This is a genomic window from Bradyrhizobium sp. AZCC 1719 (genome assembly GCF_036924525.1).
GTDB lineage: Bacteria > Pseudomonadota > Alphaproteobacteria > Rhizobiales > Xanthobacteraceae > Bradyrhizobium.
The window spans coordinates 1,228,272-1,250,192 of record NZ_JAZHRU010000001.1 but is presented as its reverse complement, the minus strand read 5'-3'; the positions used below and the strand labels follow the sequence as shown (position 1 = coordinate 1,250,192).

The window sequence follows — 21,921 nt, the reverse complement described above, 5'->3', positions numbered from 1 at the left end:
ATTTCAGATAGTTACGAGAATAAATCGCGATTCTATGCTTTACGAAGAAACAATTCCGGATCGAATTTGTCGACGTCATCGAGCAGTTCGCAGAACGCCTGCGCGCCGTAATCGAGCAGTTGTTCGCCCTTCTCCGCAGTGGCTTTGGTGGCGTCGCCAACTGCGCCGCTTTCGTTAAGGTCCTGCGCCTGCCACGCGAAAGGGACCGGCCGATGCGCCGAGAGCCAACGAAATTCTTTCTCCATCGCGATGCTGGCAGGGCGAAAATCGGCGATCGCCTCGCTCCGCACCGTGTGCGGATAGCGCGCCAGCATGATCGAGGTCTCGACCGCGCCGCCATGAATGCCGTGACGCAGCTCTTCCGCGGAAAACAATCCATCCGGCGCGCCGAAGCGCGACCAGCTGGTGGTCACCACGAGCAGCCCGTGATGTGCGCGCAGATCCTGCGCGACCAGCGACATCGCCGCGCTGTTGCCGCCATGGCTCGTCACAATCACGAGCTTGCGGATTCCGCACCGCGCGACGCGCTCGCCGATCGCCATCCACTCCTTCAATGCGACGTCGGTCGGCAGCGTCAGCGTGCCAGGAAAATCGATGTGCTCGGTGGAGATGCCGACCGGCTGCAGCGGCAGAAAGGTGACGGGCAGCGCGACGGGCAACAGCTCGCGCACCCGCGCCAGATAGGCCTCGCCGATCAGGACGTCGGTTTCCAGCGGCAGATGCGGGCCGTGCTGTTCGGTGGCTGCCAATGGCAGCACCGCGATCCAGCGCGCGGCGTCGGCCGTGGCAATGTCGGGCCAGCGGATGTCGATCCAGTCGCGGGGCGGAACGGTTGAGGCCATCGAGCGAAGCGTTTCTTTGGATAAATTTGCAGGGTAGTTTGTTAGATAGTCCGGGGATGGTCCGATCCCTGGATCAAACCCCTCGGGGACGTTGTCCTTAGCCTCTCATCATGGGCCAGAATGATCGACGGAGTCCAACCATGAACCCGGCCTTTTTGCTGCGAGCGTTAACCGCAGGTCTTCTGGCGTTGGCCGCAGGACCGACGCAAGCGCGCGCCGAAACCCTCGATAAAGTCTCGTTCGGAACCAACTGGGTCGCGGAGGCCGAGCATGGCGGCTTCTTCCAGGCGGTCGCCGACGGCACCTACAAGAAATACGGCCTCGACGTCACCATCGTTCCCGGCGGGCCCAACACCAACAACCGCATCCTGCTGACCGCCGGCAAGCTCGACTTCTTCATGAGCGCGAACACGCTGCAATCGTTCGATGCGGTCGCCAACAACGTGCCGCTGATTGCGGTCGCCGCGATCTTCCAGAAGGATCCGCAGGTGTTCCTCACCCATCCGGAAACCAGGATTGCAAAACTCGAAGATCTCAAGCCGCTGACGCTGCTGGTGTCCAAGGAAGGTGTCGCGAGCTACTTCCAGTGGCTGAAGTCTGAATATGGCTTCAACGAGAGCAAGGTAAAACCCTACACCTTCAATCCGCAACCTTTCATCGTGAACAAGCAGAGCGCGATGCAGGGTTACGTTACCTCCGAGCCCTACGCCGTCGAGAAGGCGGCCGGCTTCAAGCCCGGGGTGATCCTGCTCGCCGATCACGGCTTCAACGCCTATTCGACGCTGATCGAAACCCGCCGCGAGATCGTCGACAAGAAGCCGGACCTGGTGCAGCGCTTTGTCGATGCCTCCGTCATCGGCTGGTACAACTATCTCTACGGCGACAATTCCGCCGGCAACACGATGATCAAGAAGATCAACCCCGAAATGACCGACGAGTTGCTGAGCTATTCCGTCGCCAAGATGAAGGAATACGGCATCGTCGATTCCGGCGATACGCTGCGCGACGGCATCGGCGCCATGAACGACGCGCGCGTGGCGAGCTTCTTCGACAAGATGGTGCGGGCCGGCGTGGTTCGCCGCGATATCGACTACCGCCAGGCCTACACGCTTCGCTTCGTCAACAAGGCCGTCGGCCTCGATCTGCGGCCGAAGAACTGACGCAAGATGGCTGGGCCCGCTTTGTCGGAGACGGATAGCGATGCGGCGGGCCTTGCAGTGCGTCTGCGCGCGGTAAGCAAGACCTATGACAATGGCGTGACCGCACTCGGGCCGCTCGACCTTGATGTCGCAAAGGGCGACTTCGTCTCGCTGCTCGGGCCTTCCGGCTGCGGAAAATCCACCGCGCTGCGGTTGATCGCGGGGCTCGGCGCGCCAAGTGCGGGCGCCGTGAGCGTTTCCCATCGCGCCAACAAGGCGGATGGGCGGCATCCCATCGGTTTTGTGTTTCAGGAGCCCACGCTAATGCCGTGGGCGAGCGTTCGCGACAACGTTTGCCTGCCGCTGAAGCTTGCGCATGCGGCGGCGGCCGAAGCCGATCGGCGCATCGAGGAGGCGCTGGCGCAGGTCGGCCTTGCCGAATTCGCCGGTGCATATCCCCGCGAATTGTCGGGCGGCATGAAGATGCGGGTCTCGCTGGCGCGGGCGCTGGTCACCGATCCGGATATTCTGCTGCTGGACGAGCCGTTCGCGGCGCTCGACGAGATCACGCGTTTTCGGCTCAACAACGACCTGCTGGCGCTGTGGCGCAAGCTGCACAAGACCGTCATTTTCGTCACCCACTCGGTATTCGAGTCGGTCTATCTGTCGCAGCGGGTGATCGTGATGACGGCGCGTCCGGGGCGCGTCCGTGCTGAGTTTCGCATCGCGACGCAGGAGCCGCGCGGGGAGGAGTTTCGCACCTCGGCCGACTATGCCGGCTATTGCCGCGAGGTCTCGAATGCGCTGGCGCCTTCCTATTCCGGGCAGCGTAGCGCATGAGTTCCCTGCAGAACATCGGCCGCATGCTGCTTCCCATTGTCGTGCTCGCAGCGGGCCTGGCGTTGTGGGAATTCGTCGTCCGCGTCAACGACATCCAGCCCTATGTGCTGCCGAGCCCGACAACGGTTTTTCAGACGCTCGTCAGCGACTGGTCGGTGCTGTCGGAATCGCTGGGCGTCACCTTGCTCACCACGCTGGAAGGTTTCATCGCCGCAGCCGTCGGCGGCGTCGCGCTGGCGCTGGTGTTCAACCAGTCGAAATGGCTGGAATATTCGCTGTTTCCCTATGCGGTGATCCTGCAGGTCACGCCGGTGATCGCAATTGCGCCGTTATTGCTGATCTATCTGCCGCAGCAGACCGCGGTCATTGTCTGCGCCTGGATCGTGGGCTTCTTTCCGGTTCTGTCCAACACCACGCTCGGGCTGAATTCGGTGGATCGCAATCTGGCCGGGCTTTTTCAGCTCTATGGCGCGTCACGGCTTCAGACGTTGCGGTACCTGAAATTGCCGGCGGCCCTGCCGTTCATCCTCGGTGGGTTGCGGATTGCGGGCGGCCTGTCGTTGATCGGCGCCGTGGTCGCCGAAATCGCCGCGGGCACGGCAGGCGCCGGCTCCGGCCTTGCCTTCCGGATCGCCGAGTCCGGTTATCGCCTCAACATTCCCCGAATGTTCGCGGCGTTGTTGTTGCTGTCGGTGGCCGGGATTGTCATCTATGGGCTGCTGGCGCTAGTTTCGCATCTGGTACTACGGCGCTGGCATGAGAGCGCGCTTGGAAAGGAAAATTGATGGCTGCCGCGAATATTTCGTCCGAAAAGATCGATCTGTTGATCTACGGACCTGTCAGGCCGATCCTGGAAAACGGCTTTCCGGATCAGTACGTCCTGCATATGGCGGAGAGCCGCGCCGACCTCGAGCGGTTGACATCAGATACGGTCGCAAAAATCCGCGGCATGGCGGTCACCTATCACATGGTGCCGGCGGACGCGAAGGCGCTGTCGCAATTCCCGAAGCTCGAAATCATCGCGAGCTTCGGCGTCGGCTACGACCACGTCGACTCGGCCTATGCGCGTGAGCACAATATCGTCGTCACCAATACGCCCGACGTGCTGACGGAAGAAGTCGCCGACGTCGCGATGGGACTTCTGATCGCGACCTTGCGCGAATTCGTCAAGGCCGACCGCTATCTGCGCGCTGGCCAGTGGCAGACCCAGAACTATCCCTTGAGCGCCGGTTCGCTGCGCGACCGCAAGATCGGCATCGTCGGCATGGGCCGCATCGGACAGGCGATCGGCCGCCGGCTCGAGGCCTCGCGCGTCCCGGTTTGCTATCATTCGCGCAATCCGTCGTCGGCCGTGTCCTACCAGCATTATCCCGACCTGATGGAGATGGCGAAGGCGGTCGATACGCTGATCGTCATCGTCCCCGGCGGCGCCTCGACCGCCAAGATGATCAATGCCGACGTGTTGCAGGCGCTTGGTCCGCGCGGCGTTTTGATCAACGTCGCGCGCGGCTCCGTCGTCGACGAGCCGGCGCTGGTCGCGGCGCTGAAATCCGGCACCATCCTCGCCGCCGGGCTCGACGTCTTTGCCAACGAGCCGAACGTGCCGGACGAGCTGAAGGCCATGCAAAATGTCGTGCTGTTGCCACATATCGGCTCAGCTTCGGTGGTAACGCGGAACGCCATGGATCAACTGGTCGTCGACAACCTGAAAAACTGGTTTGCCGGCAAGGCGCCCTTGACGCCTGTTCCGGAGACCCCGGTGAAGGGACGCTGATGTTGCTTGGGCGTTCAGGCATTACGGCAGCGGCGCTGACGGCGCTGCTCGCGCTTGCGCCGCAGGTGGCGGCGCAGGATGCCTCGGCCCTGAAAAAGGAAATGGTCGGGCAGTGGGAGCTTGCGACGACCGAGCGCAGCAAGACGTGCGTCATCACGATGAAGGGCGATGCGACCCCGCAAGGGCTCAATCTCGAGCTTGAGCCCGGTTGCGCCAAGGCGTTGCCGTTCACCAAGGACATCACGGCCTGGAATATCAAGGGGCTGGACATCGTGCGGCTGCAGGATGCGGCAGGCCAGCCGGTGATCGACTTCACCGAAGTCGAGAGCGGCATTTTCGAGGGCCTGCGGACCGGCGAGGGCGTCTACATCCTGCAGAACCTCGCCGCCGCCCGCTCGCTCGCCAAGTCGATGGACCAGATGATCGGCGACTGGTCGATGGTTCGCGGCAATGGGCAGACGGTCTGCGGCCTGACCCTGACCAACACCGAGGCGACCGGGGATAATTTCCAGGTGTTCCTGAAGCCGAAATGCGATCCGGCGGTCGCCACTTTCGCGCCGACGGAGTGGCGGCTGGAGCGTGGGCAGATGATCCTGCTGTCAAAGTCCGGCGAAACCTGGCAGTTCGAGGCCGACGACAATGCGCAGTGGCGGAAGGTGCCCGATACCGCCAATCCGCTGATCATGGTGCGTGGGCAGTAGGGGCGTACTCGTAAGGGCCATGTCGGCTTCTGACGGTCAAGCGGAAAGCTTCTGATCGGTTACGAGCATTACCGCTCGTGACCCCCACCGGACATCGGCGACCAAAGTCGGCAACCGGCACCTGCTGGTCTCCGGAACTTTGGGGTGATTCCGGGAGTTCTAAATGGGGCAGTGTTGCGCGATTTCGCTTTCGGCTCAACACACATCTGCCGTCTGTCGTCGCAACGGCGGCATCGCAGGAGGCTCTCATGAGTATCAAGCGAATCCTGGTTCCACTTCCCGGCTCAGCCAGTCACACCGGTCAAATTGAAACGGCCCTGTCGGCCGCGAAGGCGTTGGGGGCTCACGTCCAGGCTCTGTTCATCAGTGAGCCGCCGGACACGCGTAGCGCTGTCACGCGTGGCGGCCTAAGTGTCACCGAAATGGGACGAACGGTGACCGCCGCATCGATAAACTGGCACGCCGAAGAACGGGAGCGAACTGCGCGGGAAGCGCGTGAGGTTTTCGCGCAGGCCTGCGCGGTAGTCGGCATCCCGATGCTATCGGCGAATGACGAGCCCGGCAGCCCGCTCGCAGCATCCTGGCGCGAAGCCGAGGGATCGTATGTGGAAATCGCGGCGCAACGGGCCGCTGCCTTCGATCTAATGGTCGCCGCAAGCGCCACCGTTATGGAATCGCTCAGGGCCATTGCCGAGCAATCGCTGCTGCAGACCCGTCGCCCCGTGCTGCTGGCGCCGGCTCGCCCGCAGAGTGATCTGACCGACAGCGTGATGATCGCCTGGGACGAGAGCCCGGAATGCTGGCACGCGGTCTCGGCTTCCATACCGTTCATGCAACTCGCCAAATCAGTGCAGGTCATAAGCGTTGATCGGGACGCCAGCAATCGCCAAGCCTCGCAGGCGGAGGTGCTTGCCTATTTGCGTTGTCATGGCATCGCTGCGACCGCGCAGGTGGTTGCACCGGAATTGCGCTCGGTGGGCGATACGCTCCTCGCGGCGGGGGCAGAGCATGAAGCCGGCCTGCTGGTCATGGGCGCCTATTCCCATAGCCGCCTGCGCGAGATGTTTCTGGGCGGGGCCACGCGCCACATCCTTAAGAACGCTTCGGCGCGCCCCGTTCTCCTGGCGCATTAGCCTCGTCAGAGCGCAATCCCAGCTCTGGTTGCCGCCGACGCCAACGCTATAGCCTCACTCGCCGACGGCGGGTTGGGGGGCCGTGCGATTGACGCACCGACGCTGCCAAACGCATCACCCTCCTCCCCAGCGAATTGGGTCTCCCGAGTTCAGCACTTATGGCAGACGTTGGCCCCTTCGGCCCGCAATATCGCCTCAAGCTGTGCGGGGTATGCCTGACCGCGCGCGACCCCCTTGCCATAGGTGTTGCTGGTGCCGAGCGCCACGATGGTGGCGGCACCGGCTGGCGCGGTGACGAAAATGAAGATCGTCGCCATGATGGACAGAAACCCGGGATGCCGGGCCGAAATGGGCGCGGTTTCATACTTGCTCCCGATCGCAACAATGCAGGAAACCTACAGGGCCGATATCCCCCGGCGCAACCGAATGGGCCGGCCGATCCGCGGGAAGCCGGGCAAAATTAATTCAGGCCCCCTGTCGATCCGGCGCCGTCCCGTTCGTCGTCTCCCATAGCGAGACAGTTTTGCCGGCGATCGTCGCCGCGGCTCGCCTCAACGGGAGTTCTTCGATGCGCTTCATGTCTATCGTTACCTCGCCCCAGCCAGACAAAGCCCCGACGCCTGCACTGATGGAAGCGATGGGCAAGCTCGCCGAGCGCGAGATCAAGGCCGGTCGCATGATCGATATGGGCGGCCTGATGCCGATCGCCATGGCCGGCGCGCAAGTCAGGATCACGGACGGCAAGCTCAGCGTAACCGACGGGCCGTTCGTCGAAAGCAAGGAGATGATCGGCGGCTACGCGATCTTCGAGTTCCGCGACATGGAAGAGGCCGTGGCCGCCGCGAGGGAGTTCATGCAACTGCACCTCGAGCATATGCCGGGCTGGGAAGGCACCTGCGAAGTTCGCGTGCTGGCGACGCCTGGCGTGGATGGCGCCTGCGAGGCCGGCATTCGCGCTCACGCCTGATGCGCACGTTCGGCAAAGGCGGTCGGCGGCGATGACGGCCGCCGACGTCAATCGCACCATCCTGGCGGTTTGGCGCATCGAACAGCCGCGCCTGATCACGGGGCTGTCGCGAATGCTGCGCGACGTGCCGCTGGCGGAGGATTTGACCCAGGAAGCCCTGGTCGCGGCGCTGGAGCATTGGCCCGTCAGCGGCGTGCCGGAGAAGCCCGGGGCCTGGCTGATGGCTCTGGCCAAGCGCCGTGCGCTGGATCATCTGCGCCGCCGCAGCATGCTCGCGCGTAAGCATGAGATGCTGACGCGCGACCTCGAGCAGGAGCAACTGTTGATGCCGGACCCGGACGCCGCACTCGACGACGATATTGGTGACGAACTGCTGCGGCTGATCTTCACCGCCTGCCATCCGAGGCTGTCGCGCGAGGCGCGCGCGGCGCTGGCGCTCCGGATGATCTGCGGTCTGACCACGGAAGAGATCGCGCGCGCCTTCCTGCAGCCGGAAGCGACCATCGCCCAGCGCATCGTGCGGGCGAAGCGGACGCTGTCCGAATCCGGACTAGCCTACGAAACGCCACGCGGCGAGCAGCTTTCGGAACGGCTCGCCTCGGTGCTGGAAGTCGTCTATCTCATCTTCAACGAAGGCTATACGGCCGCCCGCGGCGACGAATGGCTGCGGCCGCAGCTCTGCAACGACGCGCTGCGCATGGGCCGCGTGCTGACGCTGGTCGCGCCACAGGAAGCTGAAGCCCACGGCCTGCTCGCGCTGATGGAGTTGAATGCTTCGCGCACCGCGGCGCGCACCGACGCATCCGGCGATCCGATTCTCCTGATGGACCAGAACCGCGCGCTGTGGGACCGGCTTCAGATCCGCCGGGGGTTGCTGGCGCTGACGCGAGCCTGCGAACTCGGCGGCGGGCGCGGATTCTATGCACTGCAGGCCGCGATCGTCGCCTGTCACGCCAGGGCCGTTACACCTGATGAAACGGAGTGGCCGCGCATCGCCGAGCTCTACGCCAAATTGGGCGCGCTGGTGCGTTCGCCGATCATCGAGCTCAACCGCGCCGTGGCGGTCGGCATGGCCGAAGGGCCGGCGGCTGCGCTTGCGATCGTGGACGGATTGGCCGGCGAGCCCGCGCTGAAGACCTATCACCTCTTCCCAAGCGTCCGCGGCAATCTGCTGCACAAACTCGGCCGCGTTGCAGAAGCCCGCGCTGCGTTCGAGCTCGCATCAACGCTTGCGACCAACAAGCGCGAACGCGAATTGTTGCGGCGGCGGGCCACTGAGACGAGCCGTGGCGCGCCGAAGCCGTCCTGACTTCAGATGAACCGGAACTGCGACCGCTCGCGTTTGGCGAGTTTCGGAATCGCCTGCCCGAGAATGATGTTCTTGAAGTGGTCGGTCTGCTGATGCTCGGCAAAGGCCGCCTCGCCTGAAAATACCTCGTAAAAGAAGAATTCTCGCGGCTTTGCGATGTTCTGGTGAATCTGGAATGCCTTCACGCCGGGCTCACGCTGCGCCTGCGGGAGGAAATCTTTCAGAAGCTCCGCGACGGTGGCTTCCTCGCCCGAATTGACTTCCCAGAATGCAGTGACGACCAGGTTCTGGTTAGCGTTGCTTGTGACAGCCATGGCGTTCTCCTGTGAAACATCCAGCACGTGCTCGTTGGAGCGGCGATGCGGATCACAATGGCTGATCTTGCGACAAGAATGCTTCGTTGTGTGTCGAATGATGATGTCAATGTCGAAGCCGGAACCAGCTCGGCGATGCGCGCGTTTCCCCGGAGATAGTTTTGCCTGGAGCAGCCGCATGGCCAAAAAGACTGTGCTCGCCATCGGCATCGAGCCTTCCTTCGTCGACTTTAGCGCCTTCCCGGGGCTCACGGCCGAACTGATGACGAGCTATGTTGGAGCTCAGATCGAGCAGCTTCGCGCGATCGGTTATGAGGCCGATAGCTGCCTGATCGATCTCGGCGATACCGCCGAAGCCGTCGCTGCCGCAGCGCTGGGCGCCAAGCATTACGACTGCGTGGTGATCGGGGCCGGGCTGCGCGAGCCGCGAGAGCGGCTGCACTTGTTCGAGCGGATCATCAATCTGGTTCACCTCGCCGCGCCGCAGACGCGCATCTGCTTCAACACCACGCCGGCCGACACCGCCGAGGCGGTGCAGCGATGGGTCGCGCCGTGAGCGCGCTTGCGCTCAAGCGGTGCGGAAGGCGCCGAGCAGGCTGCCAATGATCTTTTGCCCGCGGGCGCGGAGCCTTTTCGGATTCTCCGCCCCCGGCAGCAACAGCGCCACCTCGCAGATCATCGCGTCGACCATGCGGCTCAGGAGCTCGATATCTTCGAAATCGAGCTCGCCCTGGCGTTTTAGCGCGGCAAGCGTCGCGGTGAGCAGGGCCATCGGATGGGCTTCCTCGATCTCCCGGTAGCGGGCATTGCCGAGCACGGCCGGTGCTTCCTGGATGACGACGCGCGCATAGGCCGGTTCGAGGCAGGCGTCGAGATAGGCTTCGATGCCTTCGGTCAGGCGGTCCCATATCTTGCGCTCCATCTTCGCTCGCGCTTCGATCCGGGCCGCGGCCTCGATCTGCAGCGCGACGACCACGGCGTCGAACAGCGCCTTCTTGTCCTCGAAGTGGTGATAGAAGGCGCCCCGCGTCACGCGCGCCGCGCGCGAGATCGCCTCGATTCCCGCCGCCTGGTAGCCCTCGCTCGCAAAAATGTCCCGGCCGGCCGCCAGCAGCGCCTGCCTCGTGGCTTCCGTGTATTCCTCGCGGCGGGTTCGTTCGCGTCCAGCTTCCTGCATGCCCCGGCATACCACTTGACGCTTAGGATCCTATCAACATATAACATACATACGGTATGTAAAAAACATATGGTATGAGTTTGGGGTGAGCCCGCAGGAGCTATGGGAGGAAGGGTCATGAACAGCGATCGAATGTTCGAACTGGCGCAGGCCCTGGCGGTCGCAAAGAGCCGCCAGGACGTGCCGGCGGCGCTAAAGGTTCTCCACGACGACATGGTGCTGGAAAACCCGGCCTTCGGAACCACCGCCCGGGGTCTTGCCGAGAACGAGAAGGTGCTGGGCCGCTTCTTCGCTTCGTTCCCCGATTACAATGTCATCCTGCAGGGCCACGCCGCCAATGACGATACGCTGGTCTGCTGGGGCCGCGTGCAGATGACACTGACCGGCGATCGCTTCGGCGTGGTGCCGAACGGCCGACGCGCAGACCTCCCGGTATTCATCCAGTTTGCGTTCAGGGACGACCGGATCGTCCACGAGCGATTCTTCTTCGACCTTGCCGAACTCTGCGCGCAGTCCGGCGTCTCAACCGACGCGGTACGCCGCAGGATATTTGGTGACGCCGGCGTCCGGCAGCTTGCCGCCGAATGACTTCCGCCCGCGAATCAGGACCCAGATGATGACAGTAGATCCACGCGTCAAACCGGTCGCCGCGATCAGGACGGCGCCATTGTTCGACATCGTCGTCGATCTCAATCCGAAATTGAATATCGGCGACGGTCCGCTCGGCCGCCGCATCCTGTTCGGCGCGGCCGGCGGCACCTTCGAAGGCCCAAAGCTGCGCGGCGAGGTGGTGCCCGGCGGCGGCGACTGGGCGCTGTTTCGAGCCGATGGCGCGATGTCGCTCGACGTTCGCCTGACGCTACGCACGCATGACGGCGCGCTGGTGCACATGACCTATGGCGGACGCTGGATCACGCCGCCCGAATTGCGGTCAGAAATGGCTGATCCCGAGAAACGATATCAGGTTGACCCGTCGCGCTACTACTTTCGCACCAACCCGCTGTTCGAAACCGGCGCGGAACAATATGCCTGGATGAACGACATCGTCTGCGTCGGGTCGGGATACCTGGTCGAGGGCGGCATCGCCTACAATGTTTCGCAGATCGTCTGACGGATGCGCATTCACGCAGCCGGAGCCGATCCGCGCTGGCGGATGATCGTCCAGATCCAGGCTATAACGATAAGCGCCACGGCGGCATAAGGAGCCCAGGCCTGCGGCTCTCCCATCGTCCGCAGCGTTATGCCGCTCAGAAGGCACCAGAGCACGGGGATCGGCAGCAGCAATGGTACAAGCCTGCCGCGGGCGAGGAGCAGAACGCCGAGCGTCGCGATCGCCGTCGGATCCGGTGCGATGCCAAAGACCTCGGACGAGGCCCAGCCACGTCCCTGTAGCGGCGCAAGCAATGGCTGTCCGGCAATCCCGAAGGCAAGGAGGATATATCCTGTCCACGCGACTGGTCCGCGGCGGTCGAAGGCAAGGTCATCGCGCAGAGATAGGATGAGGAGCAGCCCAGCTTCGATGGCGAAAGCCGGCGCGATATAGACGGCAGCCCAGTTGACGGTTGCGTAGCGGTTCCACAGGAAGGACCACCCGACGAAGATCCAGAGGATCGCCAGGATGAGTGCGATCCAACGTGCAAAGACTCCCGGCCGCCACGCTTTGAGCAGGATGACGAGCAGGCCGGCGGAAAGCGTCACGACGTGCAGAGGCCAGAGCGCCGCATTGTGCGTTTCGAACATGCGCCAGTAGACGCGCGGCGAAAACAGCAGGAAATCCTCCGCGCGATAGGTCCACCACTCCGACATCAAAGCGCCTGCACGTGAGCCGAGATGCGCTGCCGCGTGGCGAGGTCCGGCATCGGTCCGGCGGCGGCCGAGAGGTTTTCCCGCACGTGGTCGACGCGCGTGGTCGCCGGAATTGCGACGGTGACGGCCGGGTGAGACAGGATGAACTTCAGCATGAGCTGCGCCCAGCTCGACACCCCGAGTTCGGCCGCCCACTCCGGCAGCGGCTTATTCTTGAGGCGGTTGGTCAGTTCGCCCTGCCGGAACGGCCGATTCACAATCACCGCAATCCCGCGCTCTGCTGCCAGCGGCAGCAGCCGAGCCTCCGCCTCGCGATCGACGACGTTGTAGGACAACTGCACGAAATCGATCGGCTCGTTTCGCATGATCTGTTCGACAAGATCATGACGGCGGCCTTCGGACGTGGTGATTCCGACGTAACGCAGCGTACCGGCGGCTTTCATCTGGAGCAGCGTCTGCAGATGCGCCTTCCAGGCGAGCAGGTTGTGAACCTGAACGAGGTCGAACTTCGGCACGCCCCAGAAGCGACGCGATTGCTCGATCTGGGCTGGACCTGCCGTCGCCGAGGACGTCCAGACCTTTTCGGCCGAGAATAGCGCTTGAGGCCGCCCGAGCTTTTGAAGGCCGTAGCCGACCACCGGTTGCGACGAGCCGTACATGGGAGAGGAATCGATCATGCGGCCGCCCGCCTCGAAGAAGGCGGCCATGACGTTTGCGCATTCGTCCCTGAGCACCGGATCGTTACCGACATTGAAGGTGATCCAGGTCCCCAGTCCGACGATCGGCATCTCCTCGCGGCTCGAGGGAATAGGACGGCGCGCGGGCTGGCCTTGTTGGGCACGCAGAGAGGTTGGCAAGAGCGCGGCAGCGGCTGTTGCAAGGGATGTTTGCAGGAACGTTCGGCGTGTCGTCTGCATCCGAGGCTCCATCATCGCGGCGCACGGATCCAATATGCGGCGCGCGCCATCCTCAGCTAAACAGCATTAGATCAGCTTCAGTCCCCTCAAACTTGCGTGACCGTTCCTGCCCACGATGATGTGGTCGTGCACGGAGATGCCGAGTAAAAGGCCGCCCCATTTGAGGCGGCCCTTTGTGTGGTTCGACCGTGCCATCGCGCTATGGTCGCCAGATCAATCGTACAGCATCCTGGTTCGCGCCTCGTTGCGGGCCAATCCGTCGATTTCCGCAAGCGCCAGCGCGCCCCTCAGTTCCTCAAGCAAGTCCAGAAGTTTGTCGACCAGGTGCTCCGGGCTCATCGAAAGAGCCGCGCCTCTCATCCGCTCTGCTAGCTGATTCATCATCGATCCCCTCTCAATCGAGAATGAGCTATCCCCTCTCATCCGATGAACCACTCTCTCACGCATCTACCAAAGCGCGAAGCGGAGAGTTAATAAATGGTAAATGCAGGCGACTAGCTAGATCAGCCGCATCCCCTTCAGGCTCGTATGCCCGTTCTTGCCGACGATGATGTGGTCGTGAACGGAAATGCCGAGCGGCTTTGCGATCTCGACGATCGCTTTGGTCATCTGGATATCGGCCTGCGACGGCGTCGGATCGCCGGAAGGGTGGTTGTGCACGAGGATCAGCGCGGTCGCCGATAGTTCGAGCGCGCGCTTGATCACCTCGCGCGGATAGACCGGGGTGTGGTCGACGGTGCCGGTCTGCTGCACCTCGTCGGCGATCAGTTGATTGCGCTTGTCAAGGAACAGCAGGCGAAACTGCTCCTTGTCGGCAAACGCCATGCCGCTCCGGCAATACTCGATCACGTCGTTCCAGGACGAGAGCGCAATCTTGCGCTTGATCTCGCCCTTCGCGACCCGGCTCGCCGCCGCGGCGAGCAGCTTGATCTGGTTGATCGAGGCCTCGCCGATTCCGTCGACCTCGCGCAGGCGTGCCACCGGCGCGTGAATGACCTCGGCAAACGAGCCGAATTTCTTCAACAGCGCTTTCGCCAGTGGCTTGGTGTCGCGCCGGGGCCGGGCAGGGAAGAGCGCCATCTCCAGCAGCTCGTAGTCGCTCAGCGCCTCCGGCCCGGCCGCATAGAAGCGCTCGCGCAGGCGTTCGCGATGGCCGTGATAGTGCGGCGTCTCTGTGGATTGATCCGGGGGATTGCTGGTCTTGGCAGGCATCGGCCGTAACCATGCCGTGCCTGCGAGCTTTTGCAACTCTAAAGTGCGACAGCATCTGAAGAAAAGGCGCCGCACACATAGCGCGGCGCCTTGGCTTCTTACCTGCGATCAGGCCTTCACGGCCGCGAATGCGTAGCCGTTGCCGTCCTTTGTCAGCGTGCCGACATTCGGGAAGCCGAAGTGATAGCCGGCGATCATGCCCTTTTCGGCGATGACGCGGTCGAAGAACGCGCGCCGCGTGGCTTCCGCCTTCGGCCCGTCGGCGTCGAAGGACGAGAACCAGCCGGGATTGCGCACGAACAATTGGTGCATGCCGGTGACGTCGCTCTGGATGAACAACTGCTGCCCGCCCGAAGCGACCAGGAACGACATGTGGCCGACGGTGTGGCCGGGCGTGGCAATCGCCTTGACGCCGGGCGCGAGGTCGGCTCCGTCATTGTACTGCTTGATGTTCTTCCAGGTCGGGAAAGTTGCCTGGATTCGCTTGACGAGGGGCCGCATGTTCTCGGGCATCTTCTCGACCAGCGCCGGATCGGTCCAGAACTTGTACTCCACCTCGGGCATCAGGATTTCCGCATTCGGGAAAACCTGCGCGTTGGTTTCTTTCACCCACAGCCCGGAAATGTGGTCGGGATGGAAATGCGAGATCACGACCGTTGAAACCGTCGCCGGATCAAGGCCGGCCGCCTTCATGTTGTCGGCGAGCTTGCCCACTGTCGCAGGGCCATTGCCGCCAAAACCGGTGTCGAACAGCACGACCTTGCCGCCAGTCCGGATCGCGGTGACAGTGAAGGGATTGTCGAACTTGTCCGGGTTGATGCCGGCAGCCGTCAGCGCCTTCTTGATGTCGTCAAGCGAGGCGTTCTTGATCATTCCCTCGGTGGCGGCGCGCTCGACACTGCCGTCATGCAGGCTGAAGGCCTCGATCTCGCCGACCTTGTATTTGAGGCTGTCGGCGGCGCGCTGCGCATGTGCCGCCCCGATGAAAGAAACCGGTCCCTTGAGGCCGAAAACCAGTGCTGCCCCCGTGCTCCCGAGGACCAGATCGCGACGTGAAATCTCGAACATTGCGCTTGCTCCCTTGGTTGATCCCCAACCTGCCACAGGCTCTCGCTGCCGGAAGGCGCCCCGTGCCGTGTCCTACACCGGCGCACCCGGCCTATTCCGCAAAAATTGGGATTAGTTGACTGGCGGCAGGAAGGCGATGTCGTATTGAGAACGACTTGCAACAGGCCGCTTTGGCAGCCTCGTTCAAGCAGTCGCGTCGTGCATGCAACCAAAAAGTTGAGCCGACTGCGTTCGATGTAGCGGGTTGGGCCGAAGCGGAACTTAGGCCGCGGCCAGCGGCTTCTCGCCGTTGCGCTCTGACAGCGTGAAGATCTCGACGCCGGTCGCGGTCACGCCGACCGAATGTTCGAATTGCGCCGAGAGCGAGCGGTCACGCGTCACCGCGGTCCAGCCGTCGGACAGGATTTTTACATGCGGCTTGCCGAGATTGATCATCGGCTCGATGGTGAAGAACATGCCGGGCTTGAGCATCACGCCTTCACCGGGCCGGCCGATATGGATGATGTTGGGCTCGTCGTGGAACATGCGCCCAAGGCCATGGCCGCAGAAATCGCGCACCACGCTCATGCCCTGCGGCTCGACAAAACTCTGGATGGCATGGCCGATGTCGCCGGTGGTGGCGCCGGGCTTCACCGCGGCGATGCCGCGCATCATGGCCTCATAGGTGACCTCGATCAGCCGCTCGGCCTTGCGCGCGATCGGGTCGATCACATACATGCGGCTGGAATCGCCGTACCAGCCGTCGACGATGAAGGTAACATCGATGTTGACGATATCGCCTTCCTTCAGCGCGCGGTCGCCCGGCATGCCGTGGCAGACCACGTGATTGATCGAGGTGCAGGTCGAGTAGCGGTAACCGCGATACATCAGCGTCGCCGGATAGGCGCCATGGCTGAAGGCGAAGTCGCGGACGAATTCGTCGATCCGCGACGTCGGAACGCCCGCCTTGACGACGTCGGCGAGCTCGTCGAGGCATTTGGCCACCAGCGCGCCGGCCTTGCGCATGCCGGCGAAGCCGCTGGCGCCATGCAGCTTGATCTGGCCGGTTTTTCGCAAGGAGGTGTCGGTGGCTTCGATATAGCTCATGGGCGGGTCATACTTCTGGAACGGAAAAAGGGCTGATTTTGAATGCCTAATTTAATGATCCAACCGGTCAGTGCAAGCCGAGGTTGGGCCACGGCGCGGCTTTAAAAGGCTTGCATCTAGCCGGAAACTTCCACCACGGGCTCGACCGGCAGCGCGCCGCCGCGGACCCGGATTTCGCGGACCGGATAGGGAACACGGATCCCCTCCCGCTTGAAAGCATCCCACAGTGCCAGCATCACGTCGCTCTTGACGTTATCGAGGCCATCAGGATCGGGCAGCCAGAAGGTCAGGGAGAACTTCATGCCGGCCTCGGCGAATTCGGTCAGGATGCAGTTCGGGGGCTTGTTCTTGATGGCGCGCGGAACGGCCCCGGCAATGTCGATGGCCAGCTTGCACACCGCTCGCGGATCGGCGTCGTAATTGGTGCTGAACAGCACCTTCACCAGCGTGTTCTTGTCGGTATAGGTCCAGTTCACGACCTTCTGCGTCACCAGATCCTCGTTCGGGATCAGGAACTCGCGGCCGTCGCCGGCGGCAACCGAGATGTAGCGCGTCTTCATCGTGCTGATGCGCCCGGTGTTGTCGCCAATGGTGACGAGATCGCCCGGCTTCACCGACTTGTCGACCAGGAGGATGATGCCGCTGATGAAGTTGGCGACGATCTTCTGCAGGCCGAGGCCGATACCGACGCCGGCCGCGCCGGTGAACACCGCGAGCGCCGCGAGGTTGATGCCGACCGCGCTCAGGGCAACTGCGATGGCAAATACCATCAGCGTGAATCGGACGATCTTGACCAGCAGCACCTGGATCGACGGCGTCAGATCGCCGGACCGGGTGATGCGGCCTTCCACGAAATTGCTGGCGATGTTGGTCAGCCACAGCGCCACGATCAGGAGCGCGCCGAGCTTGATAAGGAGCAGCGGGGTCAACCTGAGATCGCCGAGCACGATCGAGACCGAGTCGAGCGCCTCGACCACCGGCTCGAGCTGGCCCAGGACGCTCAGGGCCACGACCAGCCAGGCCGAGATCGACACCAGCCGGACCACGAAGGTATTGCGGATTACCGAGGTAACGAGGTTGATGACCAGCCACGCGAAGGCGAGCTTGGCGGCAACCGCGAGCAGATAGCTACGGCTCGGCCAGGTCGACGCGATCATGACCCCGCGCGCCAGCGTCATCAGAAGGGCGAACACCGCTGTCGACGTGCTGCCGACCAGCACGCGGACGAACAGCCGGAACGGCGCCGGCCAGCCCATCGCAACCGACGAAACGTCTATCCTGGAGCGCACGGCGGTGGCGCCGGCCCAGGCGATGCCTGCGGCCGTCAGGATCAGCCCCAGTTGCAGATAGAACCAGGGCGAGGTGACCTCCGCGCCGACCGAGCGCGCGGCGCTGTGCAGGATCTCGATGATCTCTTTCAGGTCCATCGGAAAATTCTCGTTCGAGGCTCTGGCCCCATCAGACAAAGGTGATTCGCGAATAGCAGGCAGATTCTCACAGGCGACGTGCGGATGCCATCGATACGCAGCTACGGGGCAAGGTCAGGCCGGTAAATCGGGCACATTGCCGCGATCGCAGAAATGGGTTGGCGATCAAGTGTGGCAACGATAAGGATGCAATTGCAAGTATTTGCGACGACATCGGAGGTTCATGACTTCTCTCGACTCGGTCAGCATCGCCATCTTTCTGGGCGCCATTCTGGTGATGGCGGGCATCCTGTCGAGCCTGCTTGCGTTGCGCTTCGGGGCGCCGCTGCTGCTGGTGTTCCTCCTGATCGGCATGCTGGCGGGGGATGCCGGGCCGGGCCAGCTCAGCTTCGATGATGTCCGCACCACCTATCTGGTCGGCTCGGTGGCGCTGGCGCTGATCCTGTTCGACGGCGGTTTGCGAACCAAGTTTCAGAGCATTCGCACGGTGCTTGCCCCATCGATGGTGCTGGCAACGATCGGCGTATTGCTCACCGCGCTGATCACTGCGCCGGTCGCCAAATATGCGCTCGACCTGAACTGGACCGAGTCGCTGCTGGTCGGCGCGGTGGTGGCGTCGACCGATGCCGCCGCGGTGTTCCTGCTCGTCCACACCCAGGGCCTGCGCCTGCGTCCCCGTGTGGGGGCGACGCTGGAGGCGGAATCCGGCACCAACGATCCGTTCGCGATCTTCCTCACCTTGATGCTGGTCGAATTCATCTCCATCGGTCAAAGCTCACCCGGACATGTCGCATTCGAACTCGCGCGCGAAGGTCTGCTCGGCGCCATCTTCGGTGTGGTCGGCGGTCGTCTGGTGGTGCTGGCGCTCAATCGCATGGCGCTGCCGCAGGGCTTGCATGCGCCCTTCGTCACAACCGCTGCATTGGTGGTTTTCGGTGTAGCGCAGATTGCACACGCGTCGGGCTTTCTCGCGGTCTATCTCGCGGGAATCATCGTCGGCAACCGGCCGACGCGCGCCCACAATTCGGTGGTGACGTTTCTCGATGCCGCGACCTGGCTGGCGCAGATCGTGATGTTCGTCCTGCTCGGGCTGCTGGCGTCGCCGCAGCGCCTGCTGGATAGCGTCGGTCCGGCCGTGATCGTGGCGCTGGTGCTGATGCTGGTGGCGCGGCCGATCGCGGTGTTGCTGTGCCTGATACCGTTCCGATTCAACTGGCGGGAAAAGATCTTCATCGCCTGGACCGGCCTGCGCGGCGCGGTCGCGATCTTCCTCGCCTCGATCCCGATGTTGGTCGGATTGCCAAAGGCCTATCTCTATTTCGACGTCGCCTTTGTCGTGGTCATCATCTCGCTCTTGCTGCAGGGCTGGACACTGGCGCCGGCGGCGCGATGGCTGCACGTGGCGCTGCCGCGCATCGAACGCGGTCCGCGGCGCGTCGAGCTCGATCTGCCCGGCCAGCTCGAGCAGCAACTGGTCGGCTATCCGGTGCGGGCGAAGAGCCTGTATTTCCGTCGTGGCCTTACGCCATCCTGGTCGAAGCCGACGCTCGTCATCCGCGACGAGCGGATTCTCTCGCCCATCGAGGCCGATCCGATCGAAGCCGGCGACTACGTCTATCTGCTGGCGCCGCCGGAAAAGGCCGAGGCGCTGGACCGTTTCTTTGTCGATATGCCGCCGAGCACCGCGCCCGACCCGCATCTGCTCGGGGATTTCATGGTGTCGGGCGAGCACACGCTGGGTGAACTGGCGGAGGTCTATGGCGTCGCCATCAGCGACGATCAGGGCAAGCTGACGTTATCGGATTATTTCGATATCCATCTCGACCACACGCCGAAAGCAGGCGCGGAGCTGGCATTGGATCCCATCGTCCTTGTCGCACGCAATATCAGCGGCGGCCGCGTCAACGTGGTTGGCCTGCGGCTGCCGGAAGAGGAGGAGAAGGTCTTGCCCCTGACAAGCTGGCAGGCCTTCAAGCGCAAGCTTGCGGAGGTCTGGTCGTCGGTGGCAGGCGTTTGATCGCCGCAGCCTTCCTTGGCTGTGGTCCGTCACAGGGCGCGCCGTTTGGATTCGACGCGGGGCGCGTTGCGCCGCAGTTATTCCTCCAGCGTAAACCCGACCCGCAAGGTGACCTGGTAATGGCGAACAGCCCCATTTTCGATATGGCCTCTGGTCTGCACGACCTCGAACCATTTCAATTCGCGGATGGTCTTTGACGCGCGGGTGATGGCGTTCTGAATGGCATCCTCGATGCTTTTTTCGGACGATCCGGCGAGATCCAGGATCTTGTAAACGTGATCCGTCGTTCCAGCGGTACTGGGCATTGCAAACCTCCGTTGCGGCGATTGGTGCCTGCTTCCTCCTGTTCAACGCTCTGATGCGATCAGGAGCGTGTCTATTCTGAACGAGTTCTCGAGCTCTTCAGTTCCGTCGAAAGCCGTCGGCCAATAGGCGATTCAGCGAACAAAAAGGCCCCAGCCGTCGGCTGAGGCCTTCCCGTCAAGTGCTATGCACCCTCAATAGATGTAGGGAGCGCAGACGTACACGGTGCGCGGACCATACTTGGTGAAGATGGTCTTGTAGCAGCTTCCGCCGACATAGAACGACGTTCCAAAGTGGCGATGGCCCCAGTGACCATGCCCATGATGTCCATGATGACCGTGGCCGTGATGACCATGTCCATGATGACCGTGACCGTGGCCATGATGGCCACCATGCTTGCCGCCGGCGGACGCCGGTGCGACCGCAGCCGCGGTCATGGCAATGGCGGCGACGGCAGCGAGGGTAATCTTGCGAAACATTTACATTCTCCAATCCAGGCGTGATTGCCTGCTATGCCTGTGAGACGCGCCGCTTTCGGAGAAAGTTCGAGGGATTTTTATGAACGCGCGTTCAGGTGTGACCTGCAGCACGCAGCAAGCGTTCAGTGGCACCCGCCTTTGCGCGTGCGGTCAGGAAGCGCGATCCTGCGCTCCTCTGATGCAATATCCGCAGTTGAGGAATGAACCGAGTATCATTAGCCTGCGGGGCAAGGCCGCTTCACGGCCGCACGGTGGAAACGCAGGAGAGACACAACAATGTCCGGCCCCTCTGACGACCAGCTCGGCTTTGCGCCCGATTATGATTCTGCCGTTCCCTATATGCAGCGGACCCGCGACTACTACGCGGCGATCGGCTACACCACGCCCTACCGTTGGGCGCACTATGTCGACGCGCCGTTCCAGTCGCTGAAAAAGCCGCTCGCGCAATCGCGCGTCACCATCGTCACCACGGCTGCCCAGTATGATCCCACCAAGGGCGATCAGGGACCGGGCGCGGCCTACAACGGCAGCGCCAAATTCTACCAGGTCTATGACGGCGACACCTCGAAAGAGCACGATTTGCGCATCTCGCATATCGGCTACGACCGCAAGCACACCACGGCAACCGACAGCGGCACCTGGTTTCCGCTGCCGCAGCTTCTGAAAGCCGCCGCCGCGGGACGGATCGGCGAGGTTGCGCCGCGCTTCTTCGGGGCGCCGACCAATCGCAGCCACCGCGTCACCATCGACGTCGATGCGCCCGACATTCTCGCCCGCTGCTTGGCCGACAAGGTCGATGCCGCCGTGATCGTGCCGAACTGCCCGGTGTGCCATCAGACTTCTGCGCTGGTGGCTCGTCACCTCGAGGCCAACGGCATCGCCACCGTGGTGATGGGCTGCGCCAAGGATATCGTCGAATACGCGGCCGCGCCGCGTTTCCTGTTTTCGGATTTCCCGCTCGGCAATTCCGCCGGCAGGCCGCATGATGTGGAGTCGCAGGCGCTGACGCTCGAGCTGGCGCTGCGGCTGCTCGAGTCCGCGCCCGGCGCGCGCACCACGATGCAGTCACCGCTGCGCTGGAGCGAGGATGCTTCCTGGAAGCTCGACTACAACAACATCTCGCAGATGAGCCCGGAAGAGTTGGCGCGCCGCCGCGCCGAGTTCGACAGGCAGAAAGAGATCGCGCGCGGCAACCGGGCGGCGTGACCCCCTCTTATCCTCCCCTGGAGGGGGAGGATCGGTTCGCATGAAATGCGAACCGAGGTGGGGTGACGGTCTCTCCGCATCCAACAGTGCCCGAGTGGAGAGATCCCCCCACCCCGTCTCACATTTCGCTGCGCTCCATGTGAGCCGACCCACGAGCGAGCTTCGCTCGTCTCGGACCCCTCCAGGGGAGGGTGGACTTCACGG

The 21,921-nt window shown here is 63.0% G+C and carries 27 protein-coding genes; 13 read left to right on the top strand and 14 right to left on the bottom strand.

Going from position 1 to position 21,921, the window contains the following annotated elements; genetic code table 11:
* Positions 1 to 32: 32 nt before the first annotated feature.
* Entirely contained in the window at positions 33 to 842 is an 810-nt protein-coding gene (locus V1292_RS06055) for a creatininase family protein (RefSeq protein ID WP_334371045.1), read from the bottom strand.
* Between the two features lie 140 nt (positions 843 to 982).
* Here V1292_RS06055 and V1292_RS06050 point away from each other — a divergent pair, with 140 nt between their 5' ends.
* The 6 genes from V1292_RS06050 (at position 983) to V1292_RS06025 (ending at position 6,429) form a co-directional block, all read left to right on the top strand.
* Positions 983 to 2,002 (top strand): ABC transporter substrate-binding protein, encoded by a 1,020-nt coding sequence (locus tag V1292_RS06050; protein WP_334371043.1) that lies wholly within the window; start codon positions 983 to 985, stop codon positions 2,000 to 2,002.
* A 6-nt stretch (positions 2,003 to 2,008) separates the two neighbouring features.
* Positions 2,009 to 2,821, top strand: coding sequence for an ABC transporter ATP-binding protein (locus V1292_RS06045; protein WP_334371042.1), 813 nt, complete (start codon positions 2,009 to 2,011; stop codon positions 2,819 to 2,821).
* On the top strand, positions 2,818 to 3,606 hold the full coding sequence (locus tag V1292_RS06040) for an ABC transporter permease (protein ID WP_334371040.1): 789 nt from the start codon (positions 2,818 to 2,820) through the stop codon (positions 3,604 to 3,606). The genes V1292_RS06045 and V1292_RS06040 overlap by 4 nt, the downstream gene beginning before the upstream one ends.
* A complete protein-coding gene (locus V1292_RS06035) occupies positions 3,606 to 4,595 on the top strand; it encodes a 2-hydroxyacid dehydrogenase (RefSeq protein ID WP_334371038.1) in 990 nt (329 codons plus the stop codon). The genes V1292_RS06040 and V1292_RS06035 overlap by 1 nt, the downstream gene beginning before the upstream one ends.
* A complete protein-coding gene (locus V1292_RS06030; protein ID WP_334371036.1) occupies positions 4,595 to 5,296 on the top strand; it encodes an AprI/Inh family metalloprotease inhibitor in 702 nt (233 codons plus the stop codon). The genes V1292_RS06035 and V1292_RS06030 overlap by 1 nt, the downstream gene beginning before the upstream one ends.
* A 248-nt stretch (positions 5,297 to 5,544) precedes the next feature.
* Positions 5,545 to 6,429 (top strand): universal stress protein, encoded by an 885-nt coding sequence (locus V1292_RS06025; protein WP_334371035.1) that lies wholly within the window; start codon positions 5,545 to 5,547, stop codon positions 6,427 to 6,429.
* A gap of 149 nt (positions 6,430 to 6,578) precedes the next feature.
* On the opposite strand, the gene V1292_RS06020 is transcribed toward V1292_RS06025, so the two are convergent.
* Entirely contained in the window at positions 6,579 to 6,746 is a 168-nt protein-coding gene (locus V1292_RS06020; RefSeq protein ID WP_334371034.1) for a hypothetical protein, read from the bottom strand.
* A 251-nt stretch (positions 6,747 to 6,997) separates the two neighbouring features.
* Here V1292_RS06020 and V1292_RS06015 point away from each other — a divergent pair, with 251 nt between their 5' ends.
* Together V1292_RS06015 and V1292_RS06010 are read left to right on the top strand one after the other, a co-directional pair.
* The gene (locus V1292_RS06015; RefSeq protein ID WP_334371032.1) at positions 6,998 to 7,396 is read left to right on the top strand and encodes a YciI family protein; all 399 of its coding nucleotides are present in this window, start codon (positions 6,998 to 7,000) and stop codon (positions 7,394 to 7,396) included.
* A gap of 31 nt (positions 7,397 to 7,427) precedes the next feature.
* Positions 7,428 to 8,705 carry an RNA polymerase sigma factor gene (locus V1292_RS06010; protein ID WP_334371030.1) on the top strand — a complete coding sequence of 426 codons (1,278 nt, stop codon included), beginning with the start codon at positions 7,428 to 7,430 and terminating at the stop codon, positions 8,703 to 8,705.
* A gap of 2 nt (positions 8,706 to 8,707) precedes the next feature.
* Here the strand turns inward: V1292_RS06010 and V1292_RS06005 are convergent, their stop codons facing one another.
* The gene (locus V1292_RS06005) at positions 8,708 to 9,229 is read right to left on the bottom strand and encodes a putative quinol monooxygenase (protein WP_334371028.1); all 522 of its coding nucleotides are present in this window, start codon (positions 9,227 to 9,229) and stop codon (positions 8,708 to 8,710) included.
* Between V1292_RS06005 and V1292_RS06000 the strand changes: the two genes are divergently transcribed.
* Positions 9,198 to 9,575, top strand: coding sequence for a hypothetical protein (locus tag V1292_RS06000; protein WP_334371027.1), 378 nt, complete (start codon positions 9,198 to 9,200; stop codon positions 9,573 to 9,575). The two genes, V1292_RS06005 and V1292_RS06000, sit on opposite strands and share 32 nt — an antisense overlap.
* Before the next feature lie 12 nt (positions 9,576 to 9,587).
* Here the strand turns inward: V1292_RS06000 and V1292_RS05995 are convergent, their stop codons facing one another.
* Positions 9,588 to 10,196 (bottom strand): TetR/AcrR family transcriptional regulator, encoded by a 609-nt coding sequence (locus tag V1292_RS05995; protein WP_334371025.1) that lies wholly within the window; start codon positions 10,194 to 10,196, stop codon positions 9,588 to 9,590.
* A 117-nt stretch (positions 10,197 to 10,313) separates the two neighbouring features.
* Here V1292_RS05995 and V1292_RS05990 point away from each other — a divergent pair, with 117 nt between their 5' ends.
* Together V1292_RS05990 and V1292_RS05985 are read left to right on the top strand one after the other, a co-directional pair.
* Positions 10,314 to 10,784 (top strand): ester cyclase, encoded by a 471-nt coding sequence (locus tag V1292_RS05990; protein ID WP_334371024.1) that lies wholly within the window; start codon positions 10,314 to 10,316, stop codon positions 10,782 to 10,784.
* A gap of 28 nt (positions 10,785 to 10,812) precedes the next feature.
* Positions 10,813 to 11,307, top strand: coding sequence for a DUF3237 domain-containing protein (locus tag V1292_RS05985; protein ID WP_334371023.1), 495 nt, complete (start codon positions 10,813 to 10,815; stop codon positions 11,305 to 11,307).
* Positions 11,308 to 11,318: 11 nt separating this feature from the next.
* Here V1292_RS05985 and V1292_RS05980 read toward each other — a convergent pair whose 3' ends face one another.
* The 8 genes from V1292_RS05980 to V1292_RS05945 all read right to left on the bottom strand — a co-directional run bounded on the left by V1292_RS05980 (position 11,319) and on the right by V1292_RS05945 (position 17,712).
* Positions 11,319 to 12,002 (bottom strand): DUF6064 family protein, encoded by a 684-nt coding sequence (locus V1292_RS05980; RefSeq protein ID WP_334371021.1) that lies wholly within the window; start codon positions 12,000 to 12,002, stop codon positions 11,319 to 11,321.
* Positions 12,002 to 12,919 (bottom strand): aldo/keto reductase, encoded by a 918-nt coding sequence (locus V1292_RS05975; protein WP_334371019.1) that lies wholly within the window; start codon positions 12,917 to 12,919, stop codon positions 12,002 to 12,004. The genes V1292_RS05980 and V1292_RS05975 overlap by 1 nt, the downstream gene beginning before the upstream one ends.
* Before the next feature lie 66 nt (positions 12,920 to 12,985).
* Positions 12,986 to 13,114: a JAB domain-containing protein gene (locus V1292_RS05970; RefSeq protein ID WP_334371017.1), complete on the bottom strand. Its 129-nt coding sequence runs from the start codon at positions 13,112 to 13,114 to the stop codon at positions 12,986 to 12,988.
* A gap of 18 nt (positions 13,115 to 13,132) precedes the next feature.
* On the bottom strand, positions 13,133 to 13,300 hold the full coding sequence (locus tag V1292_RS05965) for a hypothetical protein (RefSeq protein WP_334371015.1): 168 nt from the start codon (positions 13,298 to 13,300) through the stop codon (positions 13,133 to 13,135).
* A gap of 117 nt (positions 13,301 to 13,417) precedes the next feature.
* Positions 13,418 to 14,131, bottom strand: a complete 714-nt coding sequence (radC, locus tag V1292_RS05960) for a RadC family protein (RefSeq protein WP_334371013.1) — start codon at positions 14,129 to 14,131, stop codon at positions 13,418 to 13,420.
* A gap of 108 nt (positions 14,132 to 14,239) precedes the next feature.
* Positions 14,240 to 15,199 carry an MBL fold metallo-hydrolase gene (locus tag V1292_RS05955; RefSeq protein WP_334371011.1) on the bottom strand — a complete coding sequence of 320 codons (960 nt, stop codon included), beginning with the start codon at positions 15,197 to 15,199 and terminating at the stop codon, positions 14,240 to 14,242.
* 261 nt (positions 15,200 to 15,460) lie between these two features.
* On the bottom strand, positions 15,461 to 16,285 hold the full coding sequence (gene map, locus V1292_RS05950; RefSeq protein ID WP_334371009.1) for a type I methionyl aminopeptidase: 825 nt from the start codon (positions 16,283 to 16,285) through the stop codon (positions 15,461 to 15,463).
* 116 nt (positions 16,286 to 16,401) lie between these two features.
* A complete protein-coding gene (locus tag V1292_RS05945; protein ID WP_334371008.1) occupies positions 16,402 to 17,712 on the bottom strand; it encodes a mechanosensitive ion channel family protein in 1,311 nt (436 codons plus the stop codon).
* Positions 17,713 to 17,935: 223 nt separating this feature from the next.
* Between V1292_RS05945 and V1292_RS05940 the strand changes: the two genes are divergently transcribed.
* Entirely contained in the window at positions 17,936 to 19,729 is a 1,794-nt protein-coding gene (locus V1292_RS05940) for a potassium/proton antiporter (protein ID WP_334371006.1), read from the top strand.
* 77 nt (positions 19,730 to 19,806) lie between these two features.
* On the opposite strand, the gene V1292_RS05935 is transcribed toward V1292_RS05940, so the two are convergent.
* Positions 19,807 to 20,034, bottom strand: a complete 228-nt coding sequence (locus V1292_RS05935; RefSeq protein WP_334371004.1) for a dodecin — start codon at positions 20,032 to 20,034, stop codon at positions 19,807 to 19,809.
* A 192-nt stretch (positions 20,035 to 20,226) separates the two neighbouring features.
* Positions 20,227 to 20,511 (bottom strand): hypothetical protein, encoded by a 285-nt coding sequence (locus tag V1292_RS05930; protein ID WP_334371002.1) that lies wholly within the window; start codon positions 20,509 to 20,511, stop codon positions 20,227 to 20,229.
* A 276-nt stretch (positions 20,512 to 20,787) separates the two neighbouring features.
* On the opposite strand from V1292_RS05930, the gene V1292_RS05925 reads away from it, so the two are divergent.
* Positions 20,788 to 21,717: a glycine reductase gene (locus V1292_RS05925; protein ID WP_334371000.1), complete on the top strand. Its 930-nt coding sequence runs from the start codon at positions 20,788 to 20,790 to the stop codon at positions 21,715 to 21,717.
* Positions 21,718 to 21,921: the final 204 nt, after the last annotated feature.